Here is a 15,209-nt window from a genome sequence, read left to right on the forward strand (position 1 = left end):
GGCAAAAGCTCGGCCGCGCGCGGCCGTCGCATGGCTGAAAAGGCGCGTCCGCGCCGCGAGGCCCAGCCCCAGGTGATCACCGACGACCCCCATGCGGATATCGGCGTCGAGGCCCGTCTGGTCGCGGGCATCCTGTTGAACGCCGCGCTGGAGAAGCGCACGGGTCTGGACGAGGCGCTCAGCCAGTCCCCGGCCAAGGACCTGGACGGCCCCGACCGCGCCTTCGCCCGCGCCGTGGCCATGGCCGCTCTGCGCCGCCTGGGCGAGATCGACCAGATCCTGGACCGCCGCCTGCAGAAGGCGCCGCCGGCCCCGGTTCGCACCATCCTGCGCGTCGCCCTGGCCCAGACCCTGGTGCTGGGGACGCCCGCCTTCGCCGCCGTCTCGACCGCCGTGAAGCTGGCCGAGCGCGACGCCAAGACCCGGCCCTACAAGAACCTGGTCAACGCCGTCCTGCGCGGCGTCGACCGCGACGGTCCGGGCCTGACCACGGCTGAATCCAACCTGCCCGACTGGCTGGCCGCGCGCTGGAAGGCGACCTATGGCGAGGCTCAACTTCTGGGTCTGGCCCTGGCCACCCGCGACGAACCCGCGACCGACCTCAGCGCCAAGCCCGGCGTCGATCTCGCCGCCCTGGCTCAGGACGTCGAAGGCGAAGTCCTGCCCGGCGGCACGGTCCGCACCGGCAAGCGCGGCGACGTGGCCGCCTGGCCCGGCTTCGAGGCCGGCGACTGGTGGGTCCAGGACGCCGCCGCCGCCGTCCCCGCCCGCCTGCTGGGCGCCAAGGCCGGCGAGACGGTTCTGGACATGTGCGCCGCGCCCGGCGGCAAGACGCTGCAACTGGCCGCCGCCGGCGCCGAGGTGACAGCGCTCGACCGTTCGCCGGCGCGCCTGAAGCGCCTGCGCCAGAATTTCGACCGCACCGGCCTGCCGGTCGAGGTCGTCGCCGTGCCCGCCGAGGACTGGGAGGACGACCGCACCTTCGACGCCGTCCTGCTGGACGCCCCCTGCACCGCCACCGGCACCTATCGCCGCAACCCGGAAGTGCTGCGCGCCACCCGCCCCGCCGAGGTCGCCAAGCTGGCTGACGTTCAGCACCGCCTGCTGGACGTCGCCGCCGAGAAGGTGAAGCCGGGCGGCCGTCTGGTCTATTGCGTCTGCTCGCTGGAACGCGAAGAGGGCGAGACCCAGGTGATCGCCTTCCTGCGCCGCAACCCGGCCTTCCGCACCGTCGCCGCCGTCCCGGCCGAGATCGGCGCGCCCGACGAGGCCCTGACGCCAGAAGGCTGGCTGCGCATCCTGCCTTCGCAATGGGCCGAGCGCGGCGGCGTCGACGGCTTCTTCGTCGCCCGGCTGGAGCGGATCGCGGGCTAGGCCGCCGCTCCGGCGACCAGGCCCACGACCGTGACGACGCCAGTGCCGAGCAGGCCTGCGGCCCCGACGGTCGTCGTCAGGACCAGCGATTTGGCGACGCCCGCCAGCGGTGATTGATACCAGCGGCCCCGACCCATCCTCAGGAAGGCGACCACGCCCAGGAGAAGCATGGCCAGCCCGGCCAGGGTGGCCAGCGGCCCTGTGCCGTAAAGGAACCAGGAAATCGGCAGCAGCGGGACGGTCCACGCGTTCAGATAGGCGCACGCCGCGCGAAACCCGCGCCGCCAGCCCAGATTCTCCTGGTCCCACCAGCGCAGCAGGGGCGTAGCCGCGACGACGTAGAGGAAGGCGAGCAACGGCACGGTGATCAGGCTCATCCAGCCGTCGGCGTCGGCGACGAAGGCGTCTCGTGTCTTGCCGGACGCTTCCAGAATCGGGTTCAGGATTTCCGGCGGCAGACCTTCAAGCAGGTAGCCCGCTCCGCCCTTGAGAAATTGCACCAGCATGAGGACGCCGTTCAGCGCCAGATAGAGGCGCAGAGGGCGCGCATAGCGACCGTTGGCCGTCGGCCCCTGCGTCATCCAGGCTTCGAGCACCCGGCGCGGTCTGAGCAGAATGTCCCTGACGGTGCGAACGTCCGCCGAGCCGACGCCCAGGGCGTCTTCCGACAGATCGTCAATCGTCTGCGCTCGCGCAGACCGCGAATTGTCCTGGTCGGTCATCTTGCATCCCCTCGCCTGTCTGGATCGCATTACGGTGCGGCCCGGGCAAGGGCGGCGGTTGAACCATAGGCTGAACGCGTCCGTGTCATCACGGCGGATGACACGGTTCGGTCGAATGGCTAAGCTTTGGTTCGATCTCGCGATGGGCCTGAATTCATACTGGATCGCACCCTTGATTCCGCAGGATTCGCCTCAGTATGAAATTGATGATCGCGGCCCTGGCCGCTCTCGCCTGCACTGCTGGTGCGGCCTTCGCGCAGGACAAGACCCCGGAAGAAGTCGCCGCCGCTGCGGCCGCGTCCGCCACTCGGGCTTCGGCCCTGCTGGAGGCCAACACTCGACCGATCGCCTTTGACGGGGGCCTGTCCGGTGCCGGCGCCGACTTCCTTCGCGACCAGACGCAGAAGGCTCAGTTCGTCCTGTTGGGCGAGAGCCACAATGATCGCGATACTCCCCTGTTCACCGGGGCGCTGTTCGACAGTCTGCGGGACTGGCGCGCCTTTGACACACTGGTGGTCGAGATCGATCCGGTTGCTGTCGACACCCTCAAACAGCCCGCCAATCGCGGCAAGGCCGAGGCGGCTGCCGATCTCGCCCGGCGTTATCCTAACCATATCGGCTTCGCTTCGGACCAGGATCTGGAGCTGATGGCCCATGCGGCGGGCGTGGCCGACCTGTGGGGCGTCGAACAGGTGCAGGGCGCCCAACCCCTGCTGGAAGAACTGACAGCCCTGGCCCCTGACGATGCCGTGCGCGGTCAGGTCGAGACCCTGCTGACCCAGGTGAAATCCCTCGAAACACGGCGCGATCAGTTCGGGGCCTTCCTTCACGGGGACGCGGAAACCCTGCCCCGGCTCCAGGCGCTGACGACGGCCTTCGCCGCCGAACCCGGATCGCGGGCGGCCTTCCTGCTGGAGACGATGACGACCTCGGCCGAAATCTATTCCTATTACCGCCGCGCTCGGGCGGGCGAGCCAGTCGGCCTGTTCAACAACACGGTGCGCGAGGCGCTGATGAAGCGCTTGTTCCTGCGCCAATATCGGGCCGCCGAGGCCGCGGGCCGCACGCCGCGCGCCCTGTTCAAGATGGGCGCCTTGCACATGTACCGGGGGCGCAATCCGAACCAGGCCTTCCCGATCGGCAACTTCGTCCACGAGTTCGCCATCAGCAACGGGGCCGAGGCCTACGGCGTCTATGTCGTGGCGCAGGGCTATGAGGACGTCAGCGAGCCGGCGTGGATGGCGCCCCTGCTGTCCACGCCAGATCAGCCGGTCGTGATCGACCTGCGGGCGCTGCAGCCGACCGCCAAGCTGTTCGTTGACCAGGTTCCGGTCGAGCAACGGCCAGCCTTGCGCGACTTCATCTACGGCTTCGACGCCCTGGTGATCCTGCCGAACAGTCAGAAGGACAGCTTTGATCGCACGGGCTTCCCTGTGCGCTAAATCACGGCGGCCGCCGCCTCAGTCCTCGTCGTCCTCGATGGCGTGGATCTGGTCGTCGTCGAGGCCGAGGTGGTGGCCGATCTCGTGGATCAGGACGTGGGCGATGATCTCGGCCAGACCGACGTCGGCCCGCTCGCACCATTCGTCGAGAATGGGACGGCGGTAGAGGAAGATGCGCGAGGGTTCCGCCGCCGGACCCATGGCGTCGCGTTCGCCGATGTGGACCCCGGAATAGACGCCGGTCAGGTCGAACGGGTCCTCGATCTCCAGATCGGCCAGGGTCTCTTCGTCAGCGAAGTCATCGACACGGATGACCACTTCTCCGGCCGCCTGACGGAACAGGTCGGGCAGGGCCGCGAAGGCGGCTTCGGCCAGGCGCGCGAAGTCATCGAGGGAAGGGGCGGCTTGGTCGTTCCAGGTCTGGGTCATGGGCTGGATATCGCCCGTGCGCCGCCGCGCCGCAATCAGCTGTCTCGCCGCATCGCAAATCGCGCAATCAGGGTATGGTAAATGCGAATCGGTCGGCGCCTGCCAGCGCGGGCCCGCCGTTCGTTCGACGTTTCTTCTTGGGGCAGGCATGGCCGAGGCCGACATCGCCTATGTGGCCACCGCAGGCGCGGCGGGTCTGGCGCTGGCGATCAGCGCCTGGGCCTGGCGGCTGCGCGCGCGTCTGACCGCGCGCGAAGGCGAGGTCGAGGCCTGGCTGGCCGACGCCCGGCGCCAGGCGGCGGCCTGCGAAGGCGCTCTGAACGTGTTCGACGACGTGCGTCTGGCCCTGACGCCGGAAGGCGCGGCCCAGGCGGTGTTCGGCGCGCCCGAGGCTCTGGCCGCTCTGGCCCCCGGTCGGGCCGGGGACGCCGCGGCGACGGCCATCGCCCAGGCCCTGCACGACACCCACACGGCGCGGATGGAGGGGCTGGTCCAGCGCGGCGAGCCGTTCGAGACCCTGCTGGAATCCGCCGACGGCGCCTGGGCGGTCGAGGGGCGCGCCCTCGGCGGTTCGGCCTGGCTGCGGCTGTCGAAGCTGGGCGGGGCCGAGACGGCGGCGGACGCGGGCCTGGGCGCCCTGGCCGAGGCCTCTCCCGCCCCGACCTGGGTGGTCGACGGGGCCGGACAACTGATCTGGGCCAACCGCGCCTGGCTGACCGAGACCCGGGCTGAAACCCTGGCCGAAGCGCGCGAGACGGGCCTCAGCTTCGATCGCGGCGCAGACGCCGTGGTGGCCGAGGCCTCGCGTCTGAACGCCCGGCAGGAGGGTTTCCGCTGGGTCTCCTCGGACGGCCGTCGCCGCGCCTGGCGCATCCTGGCCGAGCCGCTGGCGGGCGGGCGCGGCGCCGTCATCGCCTTCGCCATCGACATGACCGAGGCCGAGGAGACGCGCGACACCCTGCGCCGCCACGTCGAGGCCCACGACGAGACCTTGAACCACCTGGCCGACGCGGTGGCCATCTTCGGCCCGTCGAAACGGCTGGCCTTCCACAACACCGCCTTCCAGTCGCTGTTCGCCATCGACCCGGCCTGGCTGGACGAGCGCCCGACCCACGCCGAACTGCTGGACCGGCTGCGCCAGAAGCGCCAGCTGCCCGAGGTGGTCGACTACGCCGGGTGGAAGGCGCGCGAGCTGGACTTCTATGGCGCGGCGACGGCCTCGCCGGACGACAGCTGGTCCCTGCCCGACGGGCGGACCTTGCGGGTGGTGCGCCAGCCGCATCCGCTGGGCGGCATCCTGCTGATCTTCTCGGACATCACCGACGAGCTGCAGCTGCGCAGCCGCTACAACGCCCAGATCCAGGTCCAGACGGCGACCCTGGACAAGCTGAACGACGCCGTCGCGGTCTTTGGCTCCGACGGCCGTCTGCGGCTCAACAACGACGCCTTCGAACGCTTCTGGGGCGTGTCGGCCGAACGGCTGGCCGAGGCCGGCGACTTCGACGCCGTAGCCGCCCTGTGCCGTCCGGTGCTGGACGACGCCGCCCTGTGGCTGGGGCTGAAGGCGCGGGTGGCCGATCCCGATCCGGAAAGCCGTGTGCCGATCTCGGGCGAGGGCCGCACCGACGACGGGCGGGTGGTCGCCTGGCAGACCCGTCCCCTGCCCGACGGCGCCACCCTGGTCGCCTTCTCCGACGTCACCGCCCGGCGCGAGCTGGAACAGGCCCTGGCGGCCAAGGAAGCCGCCCTGGCCGAAAGCCAGGCGCTGAAGCGCGAGTTCGTCGGCAGCGTCTCCTATGAGCTGCGCACGCCCCTGACGACCATCGTCGGCTATTCCGAACTGCTGGAGGCCATGGGCGACCTGCCCGAGCGCAGCCGCCAGCACGCGGGCGCCATCCGCGTCGCCGCCAGCCATCTGGCCCGCTCCATCGACGACGTGCTGGACATGGCCCAGATCGACGCCGGCGAGATGGAGCTGACGCTCGGCGACATGCGGGTCTGCGACCTGCTGGAAGCCGCCGCCGACAAGGTGCGGGCCAAGGTCGAGGGCCGCGGCGCCGTGCTGACCGTCGCCTGTCCCGTTGGTCTGAAGCCGGTGCGCGCCGACGCCCGCCGCATCGGCCAGGCCGTCGATCACCTGCTGGAGAACGCCTGTCGCGCCGTGTCCGAGGGCGGAACCGTGACCCTGACGGCGGAAGCCGGGCCGGGCGAGGTCCGCATTCGCGTCGAGGACACCGGGCGGGGCATCCCCTATCACCTGCAGGCCCACGTCTTCGACCGCTTCGTGCGGCGCGAACGCGGCGGGCCAGGCGTGGCTCTGGCCCTGGTCAAGGCCCTGGTCGAGCTGCACGGCGGCTGGGCCGAGGTCCAGTCCGAACCGGGCAAGGGCGCGGCCTTCATCCTGCACCTGCCGGTCGAGGCCACGGCCCCGACGGCGGCCCCGGAACTGCTGCTGGGCTGATGTTCGCCTGATGTCGTGCTAGAGGGCTTGTCCAAGCCTTCAGGACGCTCTCATGGCCGACACGACCCGCCCCCTGCTCAAGACCGCCATCATCTATGATTTCGACGGCACCCTGGCGCGGGGCAATATGCAGGAGGTCAGCTTCATTCCCTCGATCGGGATGACGCCGGCCCAGTTCTGGAACGAGACCGTCCGTCCACGGACCATCGCCTCCGACGGCGACGGCATCCTGATGTACATGCAGATGATGCTGCAGACGGCGCGCGACCAGGGCGCGCCGGTGACGCGCCAGACGCTGCAGGACCACGGCCGCGACGTGGCCCTGTTCGAGGGCCTGCGCGACGGCTCCTGGTTCGACCGGATGAACGAATTCGGCGCCCAGTACGGCCTGGAGATCGAGCACTACATCATCTCGGCGGGCCTTGAGGAGATGATCCAGGGCTGCCCCATCGCCGAGGCCTTCACCCACGTCTTCGCCTCGAAATACGCCTATGACGCTGACGAGGTGGCGGTCTGGCCGGCGGTCGGCGTCAACTACACGACCAAGACCCAGTACCTGTTCCGCATCAACAAGGGCGTGCACAACCACTGGGACGACGAGCGCATCAACCGCTTCATCCCCGACGAGGAACGCCCCATCCCGTTTGACCGGATGATCTTCCTCGGCGACGGCGACACCGACGTCCCGACCATGAAGATGATGCACACCAAGGGCGGCTTCTCCATCGCCGTCTATGACCCCGACAACACCCCGCGCGACCACAACAAGATCCACCGTCTGATCTCGGAAGACCGGGTCAACTTCGTCGCCGAAGGCGACTATCGCGAAGGCACGCCGGTCGACCTGATCGTCAAGGGCCTGATCGGCCGCATCGCCGTCAACTATGGGCGGATGCCGGCGGACTGAGGCAGGAACATTCACCGCTCATCCCGGCGAAGGCCGGGGTGAGTGGGATGAGTGGGATGAGTGGGCTGAGGGAGGCGTGAAGCCTGGATCTAGGGCCTGAGGGTGCGGTCGCGGTTCAGAGCAAAGGTCACATCAGCCCGCAACCCGCCCGCCAACATATGGCGGGTGATGCGCTCGAAGGCCTGGATGAAGACGGCCAGCTCGGCGCGGCGTTCAGCCGGCAGCTCGGCGGGGGCCAGGCCCATCAGCCCCGCCTCCTGCTCGCAGCGCCAGTCCAGCACGGCGTCGAACGACGGCGCCTTCAGGAACAGCACCGCGTCGAACCCGGCGAACAACTCGGCGTAGGGACCAGCCAGTTCCGTATTGGCCGCGCGGCGCCACACCCCCTGCCCGTCCTGCTCGCGTTCCAGCCCATTGATCGGCGCTGTCAGCTCTTCCTCGGCCTGCGGCGTCGCCCCGAGACACCAGCCGTCGATCAGCACCGCCGACGGGCGGCCCGCGAACATGGGCCATTCCGCCTGCGGTCGTCGGTCGTCGGCCAGCTTGTCGAAGGACGGCAGCGGCGTGCGGCTGTCGGGTCCGGCGGCGCGCAGCGCGGCGACGGTCGCCTCCAGCAGCGCCAGATCATGCGTGCCCGGCGGGCCGCGCACGGCGAACAGGGGGTGGACCGCCCTGCCCTTGGCCGCGCGCTCACCCCTAGTCAGATAGACGTCGTCCAGCGACAGATGCGCCGCCCCCAACCGCTCGGCGGCCAACCGGGCGAGCGTGGTCTTGCCCGAGCCTTGCGCCCCGGCGATCCCGATCAGCGGGATGTGGCCCGGCCTGGCATGGGCGGCGATCAAAGCCCCGACCGCGTCCAGCAGCCGGGCGTCGATCATCTCAGTGCTGGCTTTGCGGCAGACGCACGATCAGGCCGTCCAGGTCGTCGCTGACGCGGATCTGGCAGGACAGGCGGCTGTTCGGCTCGACGTTCTCGGCGAAGTCCAGCATCGACTCTTCCATGGCCGAGGGACGGCCGGTCTCGGAGGCGAAATTCTCGTCCACATAGACGTGGCAGGTGGCGCAGGCGCAGGCGCCGCCGCAGTCGGCGTCGATGCCCGGCACATTGTTGCGGATCGCGCCTTCCATGACGGACAGGCCGTTCTTGACCTCGACCGTGTGCTCGGTCCCGTCGTGCTCGATGTAGGTGATCTTGGCCATGCAGGCGTCTTAGCCCAGGCCGCGCCGGAGGCAAGCCCCGGCGCGCGGCGGCCATGAAAAACCCCCGGAGCCTGACGGCGCCGGGGGCTGTTCGGATCGGAAGGCTTCGAGCCTTAGGCCGCCGTGCGCTTGCGGCTCGGCGCGACCATCAGCTTCTTGGTCTCGGCGATCGCCTTGGCCGGGTTCAGCCCCTTGGGGCAGACCTGGGCGCAGTTCATGATCGTGTGGCAGCGATACAGCTTGAAGGGGTCCTCGAGGTCGTCGAGGCGCTTCTGGGTCGCGTCGTCGCGGCTGTCCGAGATCCAGCGGAACGACTGCAGCAGGGCCGCCGGGCCGAGGTATTCTTCCTGGTTCCACCAGTAGCTGGGGCAGGAGGTCGAGCAGCAGGCGCACAGGATGCACTCGTACAGGCCGTCCAGCTTCTCGCGGTCGGCGGGCGACTGCAGGCGCTCCTTCTCCGGGTCGGGCGTGTCCGACTGGAGGTAGGGCTGGATCGAGTCATACTGGGCGTAGAACAGCGACAGGTCCGTCACCAGATCCTTGACCACCGGCTGGTGGGGCAGGGGGGCCACGGTGATGTTGTGCGACGAGCACTCGTCCATGCCCTTGGTGCAGGCCAGGGTGTTGCGGCCGTCGATGTTCATCGAGCACGAGCCGCAGATGCCTTCACGGCACGAGCGACGGAACGACAGGGTCGGGTCGATCTCGTTCTTGATGTGGATCAGGGCGTCCAGAAGCATGGGGCCGTGATCGTCGGACGAGACCTCGAAGCTGTCCCAGCGCGGATCAGAATCCGTTTCCGGGTCATAGCGATAGACCTTGTAGGTCTTGACGTTCTTGGCGCCGGCCGGGGCCTTGTGGACCTTGCCGTTCGAAGGCTTGGAGCCGCGCGGGAGGGTGAGTTGAACCATCTGCCTGCTCCCTTAGTAAACCCGAGCCTTGGGCTCGATGTAGGCGACTTCGTCGGTCATCGTGTACTTGTGCACCGGGCGGTAATCGATCTGGACGCCTTCGCCCGGACGTTTCCACGCCAGGGTGTGCTTCATCCAGTTGACGTCGTCGCGATCCGGGAAGTCCTCGCGGGCGTGGGCGCCGCGCGATTCCGTGCGGTTGGCTGCGCCTTCGATGGTCACGAGCGCCTGAGCGATCAGGTTGTCGTATTCCAGCGTCTCGATCAGGTCGGTGTTCCAGATCAGGCCGCGGTCCGTGGTCTTGATGTCGGTGCCGGCGGCGTCGATCTGGCGCAGCTTGGCCACGCCTTCGTCCAGCGTCTTGCCGGTGCGGAAGACGGCGGCGTCCGACTGCATGGCGCGCTGCATTTCGAGGCGCAGCTTGGCGGTCGGGGTCGAACCCGAGGCGTTGCGGAAGCGGTCGAGGCGGGCCAGGTGTTCGTCGGTCTGGGCCTTGGAGGCTGACGGCACGGCCGAGGCCTTGTCCACCACTTCACCGCAGCGCAGGCCGACGGCGCGGCCGAACACCACCAGGTCGGTCAGCGAGTTGGAGCCGAGGCGGTTGGCGCCGTGCACCGAGACGCAGGCGGCTTCGCCCACGGCCATCAGGCCCGGAACCACGCTGTCGGGGTTGCCGTCGCGCAGGGTCAGGACTTCGCCGTGATAGTTCGTCGGGATGCCGCCCATGTTGTAGTGGACGGTCGGCAGGACCGGGATGGGCTCCTTGGTCACGTCGACGCCGGCGAAGATCTTGGCCGACTCCGAAATGCCCGGCAGGCGCTGGTGCAGGATCTTGGGATCCAGGTGGTCCAGGTGCAGGAAGATGTGGTCCTTGTTCGGACCCACGCCGCGGCCTTCGCGGATTTCGATGGTCATGGAGCGCGAAACCATGTCGCGCGGGGCCAGGTCCTTCACGGTCGGCGCATAGCGCTCCATGAAGCGCTCGCCTTCCGAGTTGGTCAGGTAGCCGCCTTCACCGCGGGCGCCCTCGGTGATCAGGCAGCCGGCGCCATAGATGCCGGTCGGGTGGAACTGCACGAACTCCATGTCCTGCAGCGGCAGGCCGGCGCGCAGCACCATGGCGTTGCCGTCGCCGGTGCAGGTGTGGGCCGAGGTGGCCGAGAAGTAGGCGCGGCCGTAACCGCCGGTCGCCAGCACCACCATCTTGGCGCGGAACTGGTGCATCTGGCCGGTGTCGAGCTGCAGGGCGGTGACGCCGGTGCAGGCGCCGTCCTGCATGATCAGGTCCAGAGCGAAGTATTCGACGAAGAACTTCACTTCCCGACGGACCGACTGGCCGTACAGGGTGTGCAGGATGGCGTGGCCGGTGCGGTCGGCGGCGGCGCAGGTGCGCTGCACCGGGCCTTCGCCGAAGTTGCGGGTCATGCCGCCGAAGGCGCGCTGGTAGATCTTGCCTTCTTCGGTGCGGCTGAAGGGCACGCCCCAGTGTTCCAGCTCGTAGACGGCCTTGGGCGCGTTACGGACCAGGTATTCGATGGCGTCCTGGTCGCCCAGCCAGTCCGACCCCTTGACGGTGTCGTACATGTGCCACTGCCAGGAGTCCTCGCCCATGTTGCCGAGCGAGGCGGAGATGCCGCCCTGCGCCGCGACCGTGTGGCTCCGTGTGGGGAAGACCTTGGTGACGCAGGCGACCTTCAGGCCCTGCTGGGCCGCGCCCAAGGCGGCGCGCAGGCCCGAACCGCCCGCGCCGACGACGACGACGTCGTATTCGTGATCGATAAGCTCGTAAGCAGCCATGGCGGGATCAGACTCCGGCGGGCAGCGGGGCGGAGCCCATCGCCACACGCACGATGAAGAAGATGCTGGCGGCGGCCAGCACGAGGAAGACGAGGTTCGACAGGTTGATCAGGGTCGTCCGGGCCGACGGCGCGGGGACGTAGTCCTCGATGATGACCTTCCAGGCCAGGCTGGCGAACAGGAAGAAGACGATCGCCGTCAGGCCCAGCAGGCCGGCGTTCAGCGCATTGCTAAACCAGGCGACCACGGCCTCATAGCCGGCGCCGGCCAGGGTGAAGCCCGACGACAGGACCCAGAGGCCCAGCGGCATCAGGGCCAGCAGGGCCAGCTTCTCGATCTTCCATTCACCGGCGCCGTGGCGCTCGGAGATCTTCACATGGTTCTTGAACTTGGGGGCGGCGCTCACAGCGAAACCTTTCCGGCGGCGAACAGGACGACCCAGAACAGGACGGTCACGACCAGAGGGCCCCAGACCGCGATGTTGGCCATCAGATTGGCGGACTTGAGATCAAGGCCCTTGCCGGCGTCGTTGATCAGGTGGCGCGTGCCGTTCAGCAGGAAGGAGAACAGCACCAGCGACAGGCCGAACCAGATGAACAGGCCGAACGGCGAGGCCGAGCAGGCCAGAACCTTGGCGTAGGCCTCAGGTCCGGCGGCGACCGCCGCGACCCAGCCCAGCAGCAGGACGGCGCCGACCGTGGCCGCGCCGATGGTGACCCGGAACAGGATGGAGGCCGTCATGGTCACGTGCCACCGCCAGACGTCGGTAAAGGGCGACATCGGCGCGACATGGCCGTTGGGATGGCGGACGTAGCGGCCAGTCGGGTCGCCCGCATCCTGGGGAAGGTTCGACATGCGAATGATTCTCAAAAAACCTGTGGAAAAACAGGGCCGGTTGCAGTGCGATAGGCTTTAGTGACCGCAAAGGCCGGGTGTCAACGAACCGGGGCGGATAAGCGCCGCGGATCGCATTTTCCTGATCAGGCTTCGCGAATCGCTCGCAACAAGGCGGCTCGATCGGCTTCGGACAGGCGAACGGCGCCCGGACGGCCCCAGATCGGATCGGGCCACAGGCCGTCGTCGCGGCGTCGCCCGACGACATGGACGTGCAGCTGGCGGGTGACGTTGCCGAGCGCCGCCGTGTTCAGCTTGTCGATGGGGCGGCCCGCCGCCTGGCCCAGGGCGCGGACGACCTCGCCCGCCCGCACCATCTCTTCGGTCAGCACCGCGCGCTGTTCGGGCGTCAGATCGTCCAGTTCGACCGCGCCCTCGATGCGTGGCAGCAGGATCAGCCAGGGAAAACGCGCGTCGTCCTGCAGCCGCACCTGGCACAGGGGCCAGTCGGCGGCGAAGAGCGACCCGGCCTCGAAGGCGGGATCAGCTTTGAAGTCAGTCATGTCAGATGCTCGTCCTCGAACCAGCGCAGGCGATAGGCGTTCATCGCCGTCGTCGCCAGCCGGGTCGTCAGCCGCCAGTTGACCACGGCCCCGACCGGCGCCCCGATGACGGGGATCAGCTGGGCCAGCTTGGCCAGGTCGATGTAGTCCCGGTACTCCAGCTGGAACCTGCGCCAGTCGAAGTCTTGGATGCGTTCGGGCTGGTGCAGTCCCTTGCCCGCCGCCTCCAGCGCCGCCAGGGCCTTGGGGCGGTGTTTGGCGCTGGAAAAGGCCATCTGGAAGATGCGCAGCAGGAACAGCCGCTCGCCCAAGGTCTTGCCCGAATGGCCGTACAGGGCGCCGATTTCGGCCAGCAGCTTGATCTTGATGGCCAGCAGGGCCGGGAAATCCGCCGCCGCCAGCAGGAAGCTGCCGGCCCCCGCCACCCCGCCCTCGACGCTGGCCGTGGTGCGGTAGAAGTCGACGCGGGTCTGGATCAGCTCTTCGCGCTTGCGCAGGCTGCCGTGCAGCAGAGGCTTGGCCGTGGTCCAGTCGGCGCCGGTCATGATGCCGCGCGTCGCCAGCTCGACGCCGGACGTCACGATCTGGTGGATCCGCTCGGGGATGACCTTGTTGATCCGGTCCTGGGTCGCGCGGGTGGTCATGTCCCACAGGCCTGGACGGCGCAGCTGGCGCTCGCGCCAGGCCTCGGCCTCGGCCAAGACGCGCGCCTCATACTGTCGATCGTCTTCTGCGGCGGTCATCATGCCTCTCTGGATCAGACGACCCTCGCAGGGGCCGACCAAAGGCGCAACGCCCGACGCTTGCTCCCGCTCCGCTGCGGGTCTAGACCGCCCGCCATCGAGTACCGTTTCGCACACGCAACATCGACTGGAGAGACCTGTATGGCTCGCGCGAAGATCGCCCTTATTGGCGCCGGAATGATCGGCGGAACCCTGGCCCACGTGGCTGCGCGCGAAGCGCTGGGCGACGTCATCCTGTTCGACATCGCCGAAGGCACGCCGCAAGGCAAAGCCCTCGACATCGCCGAGGCCTCGGCCGTCTTCGGTCAGGACGTGTCCCTCAAGGGCGCCAACGACTACGCCGACATCGCGGGCGCCGACGTCTGCATCGTCACCGCCGGCGTGCCGCGCAAGCCAGGCATGAGCCGCGACGACCTGATCGGCATCAACCTCAAGGTCATGAAGGCCGTCGGCGAGGGCATCAAGCAACACGCCCCCAACGCCTTCGTCATCTGCATCACCAACCCGCTCGACGCCATGGTCTGGGCCCTGCAGAAGTTCTCGGGCCTGCCCAAGGCCAAGGTCGTCGGCATGGCCGGCGTGCTGGACTCGGCCCGCTTCGCCTACTTCCTGGCTGAAAAGACCGGCGTCTCGGTGCAGGACATCAACGCCTGGACCCTGGGCGGTCACGGCGACGACATGGTGCCGATGGTGCGCCACTCGACCGTGGGCGGCCTGCCGCTGCCGGACGCCGTCGCCGCCGGCTTCCTGACGCAAGCCGAACTGGACGCCATCGTCGAGCGCACCCGCAAGGGCGGCGGCGAGATCGTCGCCCTGCTGAAGACCGGCTCGGCCTTCTACGCTCCGGCTGAATCGGCCATCGCCATGGCCCGCTCCTACCTGCTGGACCAGAAGCGCGTCCTGCCCTGCGCCGTCTGGCTGTCGGGCGAATACGGCCTGTCGGACCTCTACGTCGGCGTCCCGGCCCTGATCGGCGCCGCCGGCGTCGAGAAGATCGTCGAGTTCACCACCAACGACGAAGAAAAGGCCATGTTCGCCAAGTCGGTCGAGTCGGTGAACGGCCTGATCCAGGCCTGCAAGGACATCGAGCCCTCGCTCGCTTAAGGGCGCTATCGCTCGGCTCGCGGAGCCTCGCTGCTTGAGCGCCTAGGCGCTCCGGCCGCGTCGGGTCGAGAAGGCGGAGCCTTCTGGCCGCGGCCGAACAAATGAGAAGGGCCGCATCCTCGGGTGCGGCCCTTTTTTCGTGTCAGTTGGCCGGGGTCGCTGCGCTGGGCGTGAAATAGCCGACGTGCAGGGCGAAGACGGGCAGCAGGCTGCGCCAGATGGCGACGCTGTCGGTCAGCTGCGACGGACCGATGCCGTTCAGCAGCACCACGTCCTGCTGGAAGATGGCGGCGCCGTTCGGCCGTCCGCCCGACGGGGCCTCGTAGAAGGCCTTGGTGAAGCGGCGCTCGGCGTTCCAGGCGTTGACCCTGTCCAGCGTCACCTGAGGGTTGCTGAAGCCGGCGCCGAACTGCAGGTCGCCGCAGACCTGATTTTCACAGCTGTTGAAGGTGACGGTCCAGGACAGGTTCTCATTCTCGCGCACCTGGACATAGGGCTGGCCGCCGCCCTGCACCTCGCCGACGGTCAGGCCTTGCGCCTTCAACCAGTCGATCACGGCGGCGACGGGCAGGCCGGTCGCCGCCGTGGCCGGCGCCGCGGCGGGAGCGGCCTGGGCGGCGGGCGTCTGGGCCAGGGTGGTGGTCGGGCTGGCCGCCAGGTTGGCGGTCAGGGCGGCGGCGAAGGCGAGGGCGCTGAGGGTGGAAGTCACGGGCGTCTCCGTT

General features: G+C 68.8%; 16 protein-coding genes. 5 read left to right on the top strand and 11 right to left on the bottom strand.

Annotated features, from left to right (window positions below; all coding sequences use genetic code 11):
* Window positions 1-30 precede the first annotated feature (30 nt).
* Complete coding sequence (locus tag AC3IS2_RS14580) at window positions 31-1,374, top strand: RsmB/NOP family class I SAM-dependent RNA methyltransferase (protein WP_489198505.1); 1,344 nt, start codon at window positions 31-33, stop codon at window positions 1,372-1,374.
* On the opposite strand, the gene AC3IS2_RS14585 is transcribed toward AC3IS2_RS14580, so the two are convergent.
* Window positions 1,371-2,096, bottom strand: coding sequence for a hypothetical protein (locus AC3IS2_RS14585; protein WP_489198506.1), 726 nt, complete (start codon window positions 2,094-2,096; stop codon window positions 1,371-1,373). The genes AC3IS2_RS14580 and AC3IS2_RS14585 overlap by 4 nt on opposite strands.
* A gap of 197 nt (window positions 2,097-2,293) precedes the next feature.
* On the opposite strand from AC3IS2_RS14585, the gene AC3IS2_RS14590 reads away from it, so the two are divergent.
* Window positions 2,294-3,538 carry a hypothetical protein gene (locus tag AC3IS2_RS14590; protein WP_489198507.1) on the top strand — a complete coding sequence of 415 codons (1,245 nt, stop codon included), beginning with the start codon at window positions 2,294-2,296 and terminating at the stop codon, window positions 3,536-3,538.
* An 18-nt stretch (window positions 3,539-3,556) separates the two neighbouring features.
* On the opposite strand, the gene AC3IS2_RS14595 is transcribed toward AC3IS2_RS14590, so the two are convergent.
* Complete coding sequence (locus AC3IS2_RS14595) at window positions 3,557-3,967, bottom strand: metallopeptidase family protein (protein WP_489198508.1); 411 nt, start codon at window positions 3,965-3,967, stop codon at window positions 3,557-3,559.
* 148 nt (window positions 3,968-4,115) lie between these two features.
* Between AC3IS2_RS14595 and AC3IS2_RS14600 the strand changes: the two genes are divergently transcribed.
* Together AC3IS2_RS14600 and AC3IS2_RS14605 are read left to right on the top strand one after the other, a co-directional pair.
* Window positions 4,116-6,428, top strand: coding sequence for a sensor histidine kinase (locus AC3IS2_RS14600; protein ID WP_489198509.1), 2,313 nt, complete (start codon window positions 4,116-4,118; stop codon window positions 6,426-6,428).
* Window positions 6,429-6,480: 52 nt separating this feature from the next.
* A complete protein-coding gene (locus tag AC3IS2_RS14605; protein WP_489198510.1) occupies window positions 6,481-7,335 on the top strand; it encodes an HAD family hydrolase in 855 nt (284 codons plus the stop codon).
* Between the two features lie 89 nt (window positions 7,336-7,424).
* Here the strand turns inward: AC3IS2_RS14605 and AC3IS2_RS14610 are convergent, their stop codons facing one another.
* The 8 genes from AC3IS2_RS14610 to AC3IS2_RS14645 all read right to left on the bottom strand — a co-directional run bounded on the left by AC3IS2_RS14610 (window position 7,425) and on the right by AC3IS2_RS14645 (window position 13,383).
* Entirely contained in the window at window positions 7,425-8,213 is a 789-nt protein-coding gene (locus AC3IS2_RS14610) for a kinase (protein ID WP_489198511.1), read from the bottom strand.
* A gap of 1 nt (window position 8,214) precedes the next feature.
* Complete coding sequence (locus AC3IS2_RS14615) at window positions 8,215-8,535, bottom strand: 2Fe-2S iron-sulfur cluster-binding protein (protein ID WP_300197569.1); 321 nt, start codon at window positions 8,533-8,535, stop codon at window positions 8,215-8,217.
* A gap of 113 nt (window positions 8,536-8,648) precedes the next feature.
* Complete coding sequence (locus AC3IS2_RS14620) at window positions 8,649-9,446, bottom strand: succinate dehydrogenase iron-sulfur subunit (RefSeq protein WP_489198512.1); 798 nt, start codon at window positions 9,444-9,446, stop codon at window positions 8,649-8,651.
* Between the two features lie 12 nt (window positions 9,447-9,458).
* A complete protein-coding gene (sdhA, locus tag AC3IS2_RS14625; protein WP_489198513.1) occupies window positions 9,459-11,243 on the bottom strand; it encodes a succinate dehydrogenase flavoprotein subunit in 1,785 nt (594 codons plus the stop codon).
* A gap of 7 nt (window positions 11,244-11,250) precedes the next feature.
* Window positions 11,251-11,649, bottom strand: coding sequence for a succinate dehydrogenase, hydrophobic membrane anchor protein (locus AC3IS2_RS14630; RefSeq protein ID WP_489198514.1), 399 nt, complete (start codon window positions 11,647-11,649; stop codon window positions 11,251-11,253).
* Window positions 11,646-12,098 carry a succinate dehydrogenase, cytochrome b556 subunit gene (sdhC, locus tag AC3IS2_RS14635; protein WP_489198515.1) on the bottom strand — a complete coding sequence of 151 codons (453 nt, stop codon included), beginning with the start codon at window positions 12,096-12,098 and terminating at the stop codon, window positions 11,646-11,648. Before sdhC ends, AC3IS2_RS14630 begins: the two co-directional genes overlap by 4 nt.
* A 125-nt stretch (window positions 12,099-12,223) precedes the next feature.
* Window positions 12,224-12,640 carry an HIT domain-containing protein gene (locus tag AC3IS2_RS14640; RefSeq protein ID WP_489198516.1) on the bottom strand — a complete coding sequence of 139 codons (417 nt, stop codon included), beginning with the start codon at window positions 12,638-12,640 and terminating at the stop codon, window positions 12,224-12,226.
* The gene (locus tag AC3IS2_RS14645) at window positions 12,637-13,383 is read right to left on the bottom strand and encodes an EcsC family protein (RefSeq protein ID WP_489198517.1); all 747 of its coding nucleotides are present in this window, start codon (window positions 13,381-13,383) and stop codon (window positions 12,637-12,639) included. Before AC3IS2_RS14645 ends, AC3IS2_RS14640 begins: the two co-directional genes overlap by 4 nt.
* 141 nt (window positions 13,384-13,524) lie before the next feature.
* On the opposite strand from AC3IS2_RS14645, the gene mdh reads away from it, so the two are divergent.
* A complete protein-coding gene (gene mdh / locus AC3IS2_RS14650) occupies window positions 13,525-14,487 on the top strand; it encodes a malate dehydrogenase (RefSeq protein WP_489198518.1) in 963 nt (320 codons plus the stop codon).
* 142 nt (window positions 14,488-14,629) lie between these two features.
* Here the strand turns inward: mdh and AC3IS2_RS14655 are convergent, their stop codons facing one another.
* Complete coding sequence (locus tag AC3IS2_RS14655) at window positions 14,630-15,196, bottom strand: YbjN domain-containing protein (protein WP_489198519.1); 567 nt, start codon at window positions 15,194-15,196, stop codon at window positions 14,630-14,632.
* Window positions 15,197-15,209: the final 13 nt, after the last annotated feature.

It is taken from the genome of Brevundimonas sp. KH_025 (genome assembly GCF_057839885.1).

Coding starts and splice junctions, on each gene's coding strand:
- AC3IS2_RS14640 (WP_489198516.1), bottom strand. CDS start 12,640: ATGACTGACTTCAAAGCTGATCCCGCCTTCGAGGCCGGGTCGCTCTTC.
- AC3IS2_RS14620 (WP_489198512.1), bottom strand. CDS start 9,446: ATGGTTCAACTCACCCTCCCGCGCGGCTCCAAGCCTTCGAACGGCAAG.
- AC3IS2_RS14590 (WP_489198507.1), top strand. CDS start 2,294: ATGAAATTGATGATCGCGGCCCTGGCCGCTCTCGCCTGCACTGCTGGT.
- AC3IS2_RS14615 (WP_300197569.1), bottom strand. CDS start 8,535: ATGGCCAAGATCACCTACATCGAGCACGACGGGACCGAGCACACGGTC.
- AC3IS2_RS14595 (WP_489198508.1), bottom strand. CDS start 3,967: ATGACCCAGACCTGGAACGACCAAGCCGCCCCTTCCCTCGATGACTTC.
- AC3IS2_RS14585 (WP_489198506.1), bottom strand. CDS start 2,096: ATGACCGACCAGGACAATTCGCGGTCTGCGCGAGCGCAGACGATTGAC.
- AC3IS2_RS14605 (WP_489198510.1), top strand. CDS start 6,481: ATGGCCGACACGACCCGCCCCCTGCTCAAGACCGCCATCATCTATGAT.
- mdh (WP_489198518.1), top strand. CDS start 13,525: ATGGCTCGCGCGAAGATCGCCCTTATTGGCGCCGGAATGATCGGCGGA.
- AC3IS2_RS14645 (WP_489198517.1), bottom strand. CDS start 13,383: ATGACCGCCGCAGAAGACGATCGACAGTATGAGGCGCGCGTCTTGGCC.
- AC3IS2_RS14580 (WP_489198505.1), top strand. CDS start 31: ATGGCTGAAAAGGCGCGTCCGCGCCGCGAGGCCCAGCCCCAGGTGATC.
- sdhA (WP_489198513.1), bottom strand. CDS start 11,243: ATGGCTGCTTACGAGCTTATCGATCACGAATACGACGTCGTCGTCGTC.
- sdhC (WP_489198515.1), bottom strand. CDS start 12,098: ATGTCGAACCTTCCCCAGGATGCGGGCGACCCGACTGGCCGCTACGTC.
- AC3IS2_RS14600 (WP_489198509.1), top strand. CDS start 4,116: ATGGCCGAGGCCGACATCGCCTATGTGGCCACCGCAGGCGCGGCGGGT.
- AC3IS2_RS14610 (WP_489198511.1), bottom strand. CDS start 8,213: ATGATCGACGCCCGGCTGCTGGACGCGGTCGGGGCTTTGATCGCCGCC.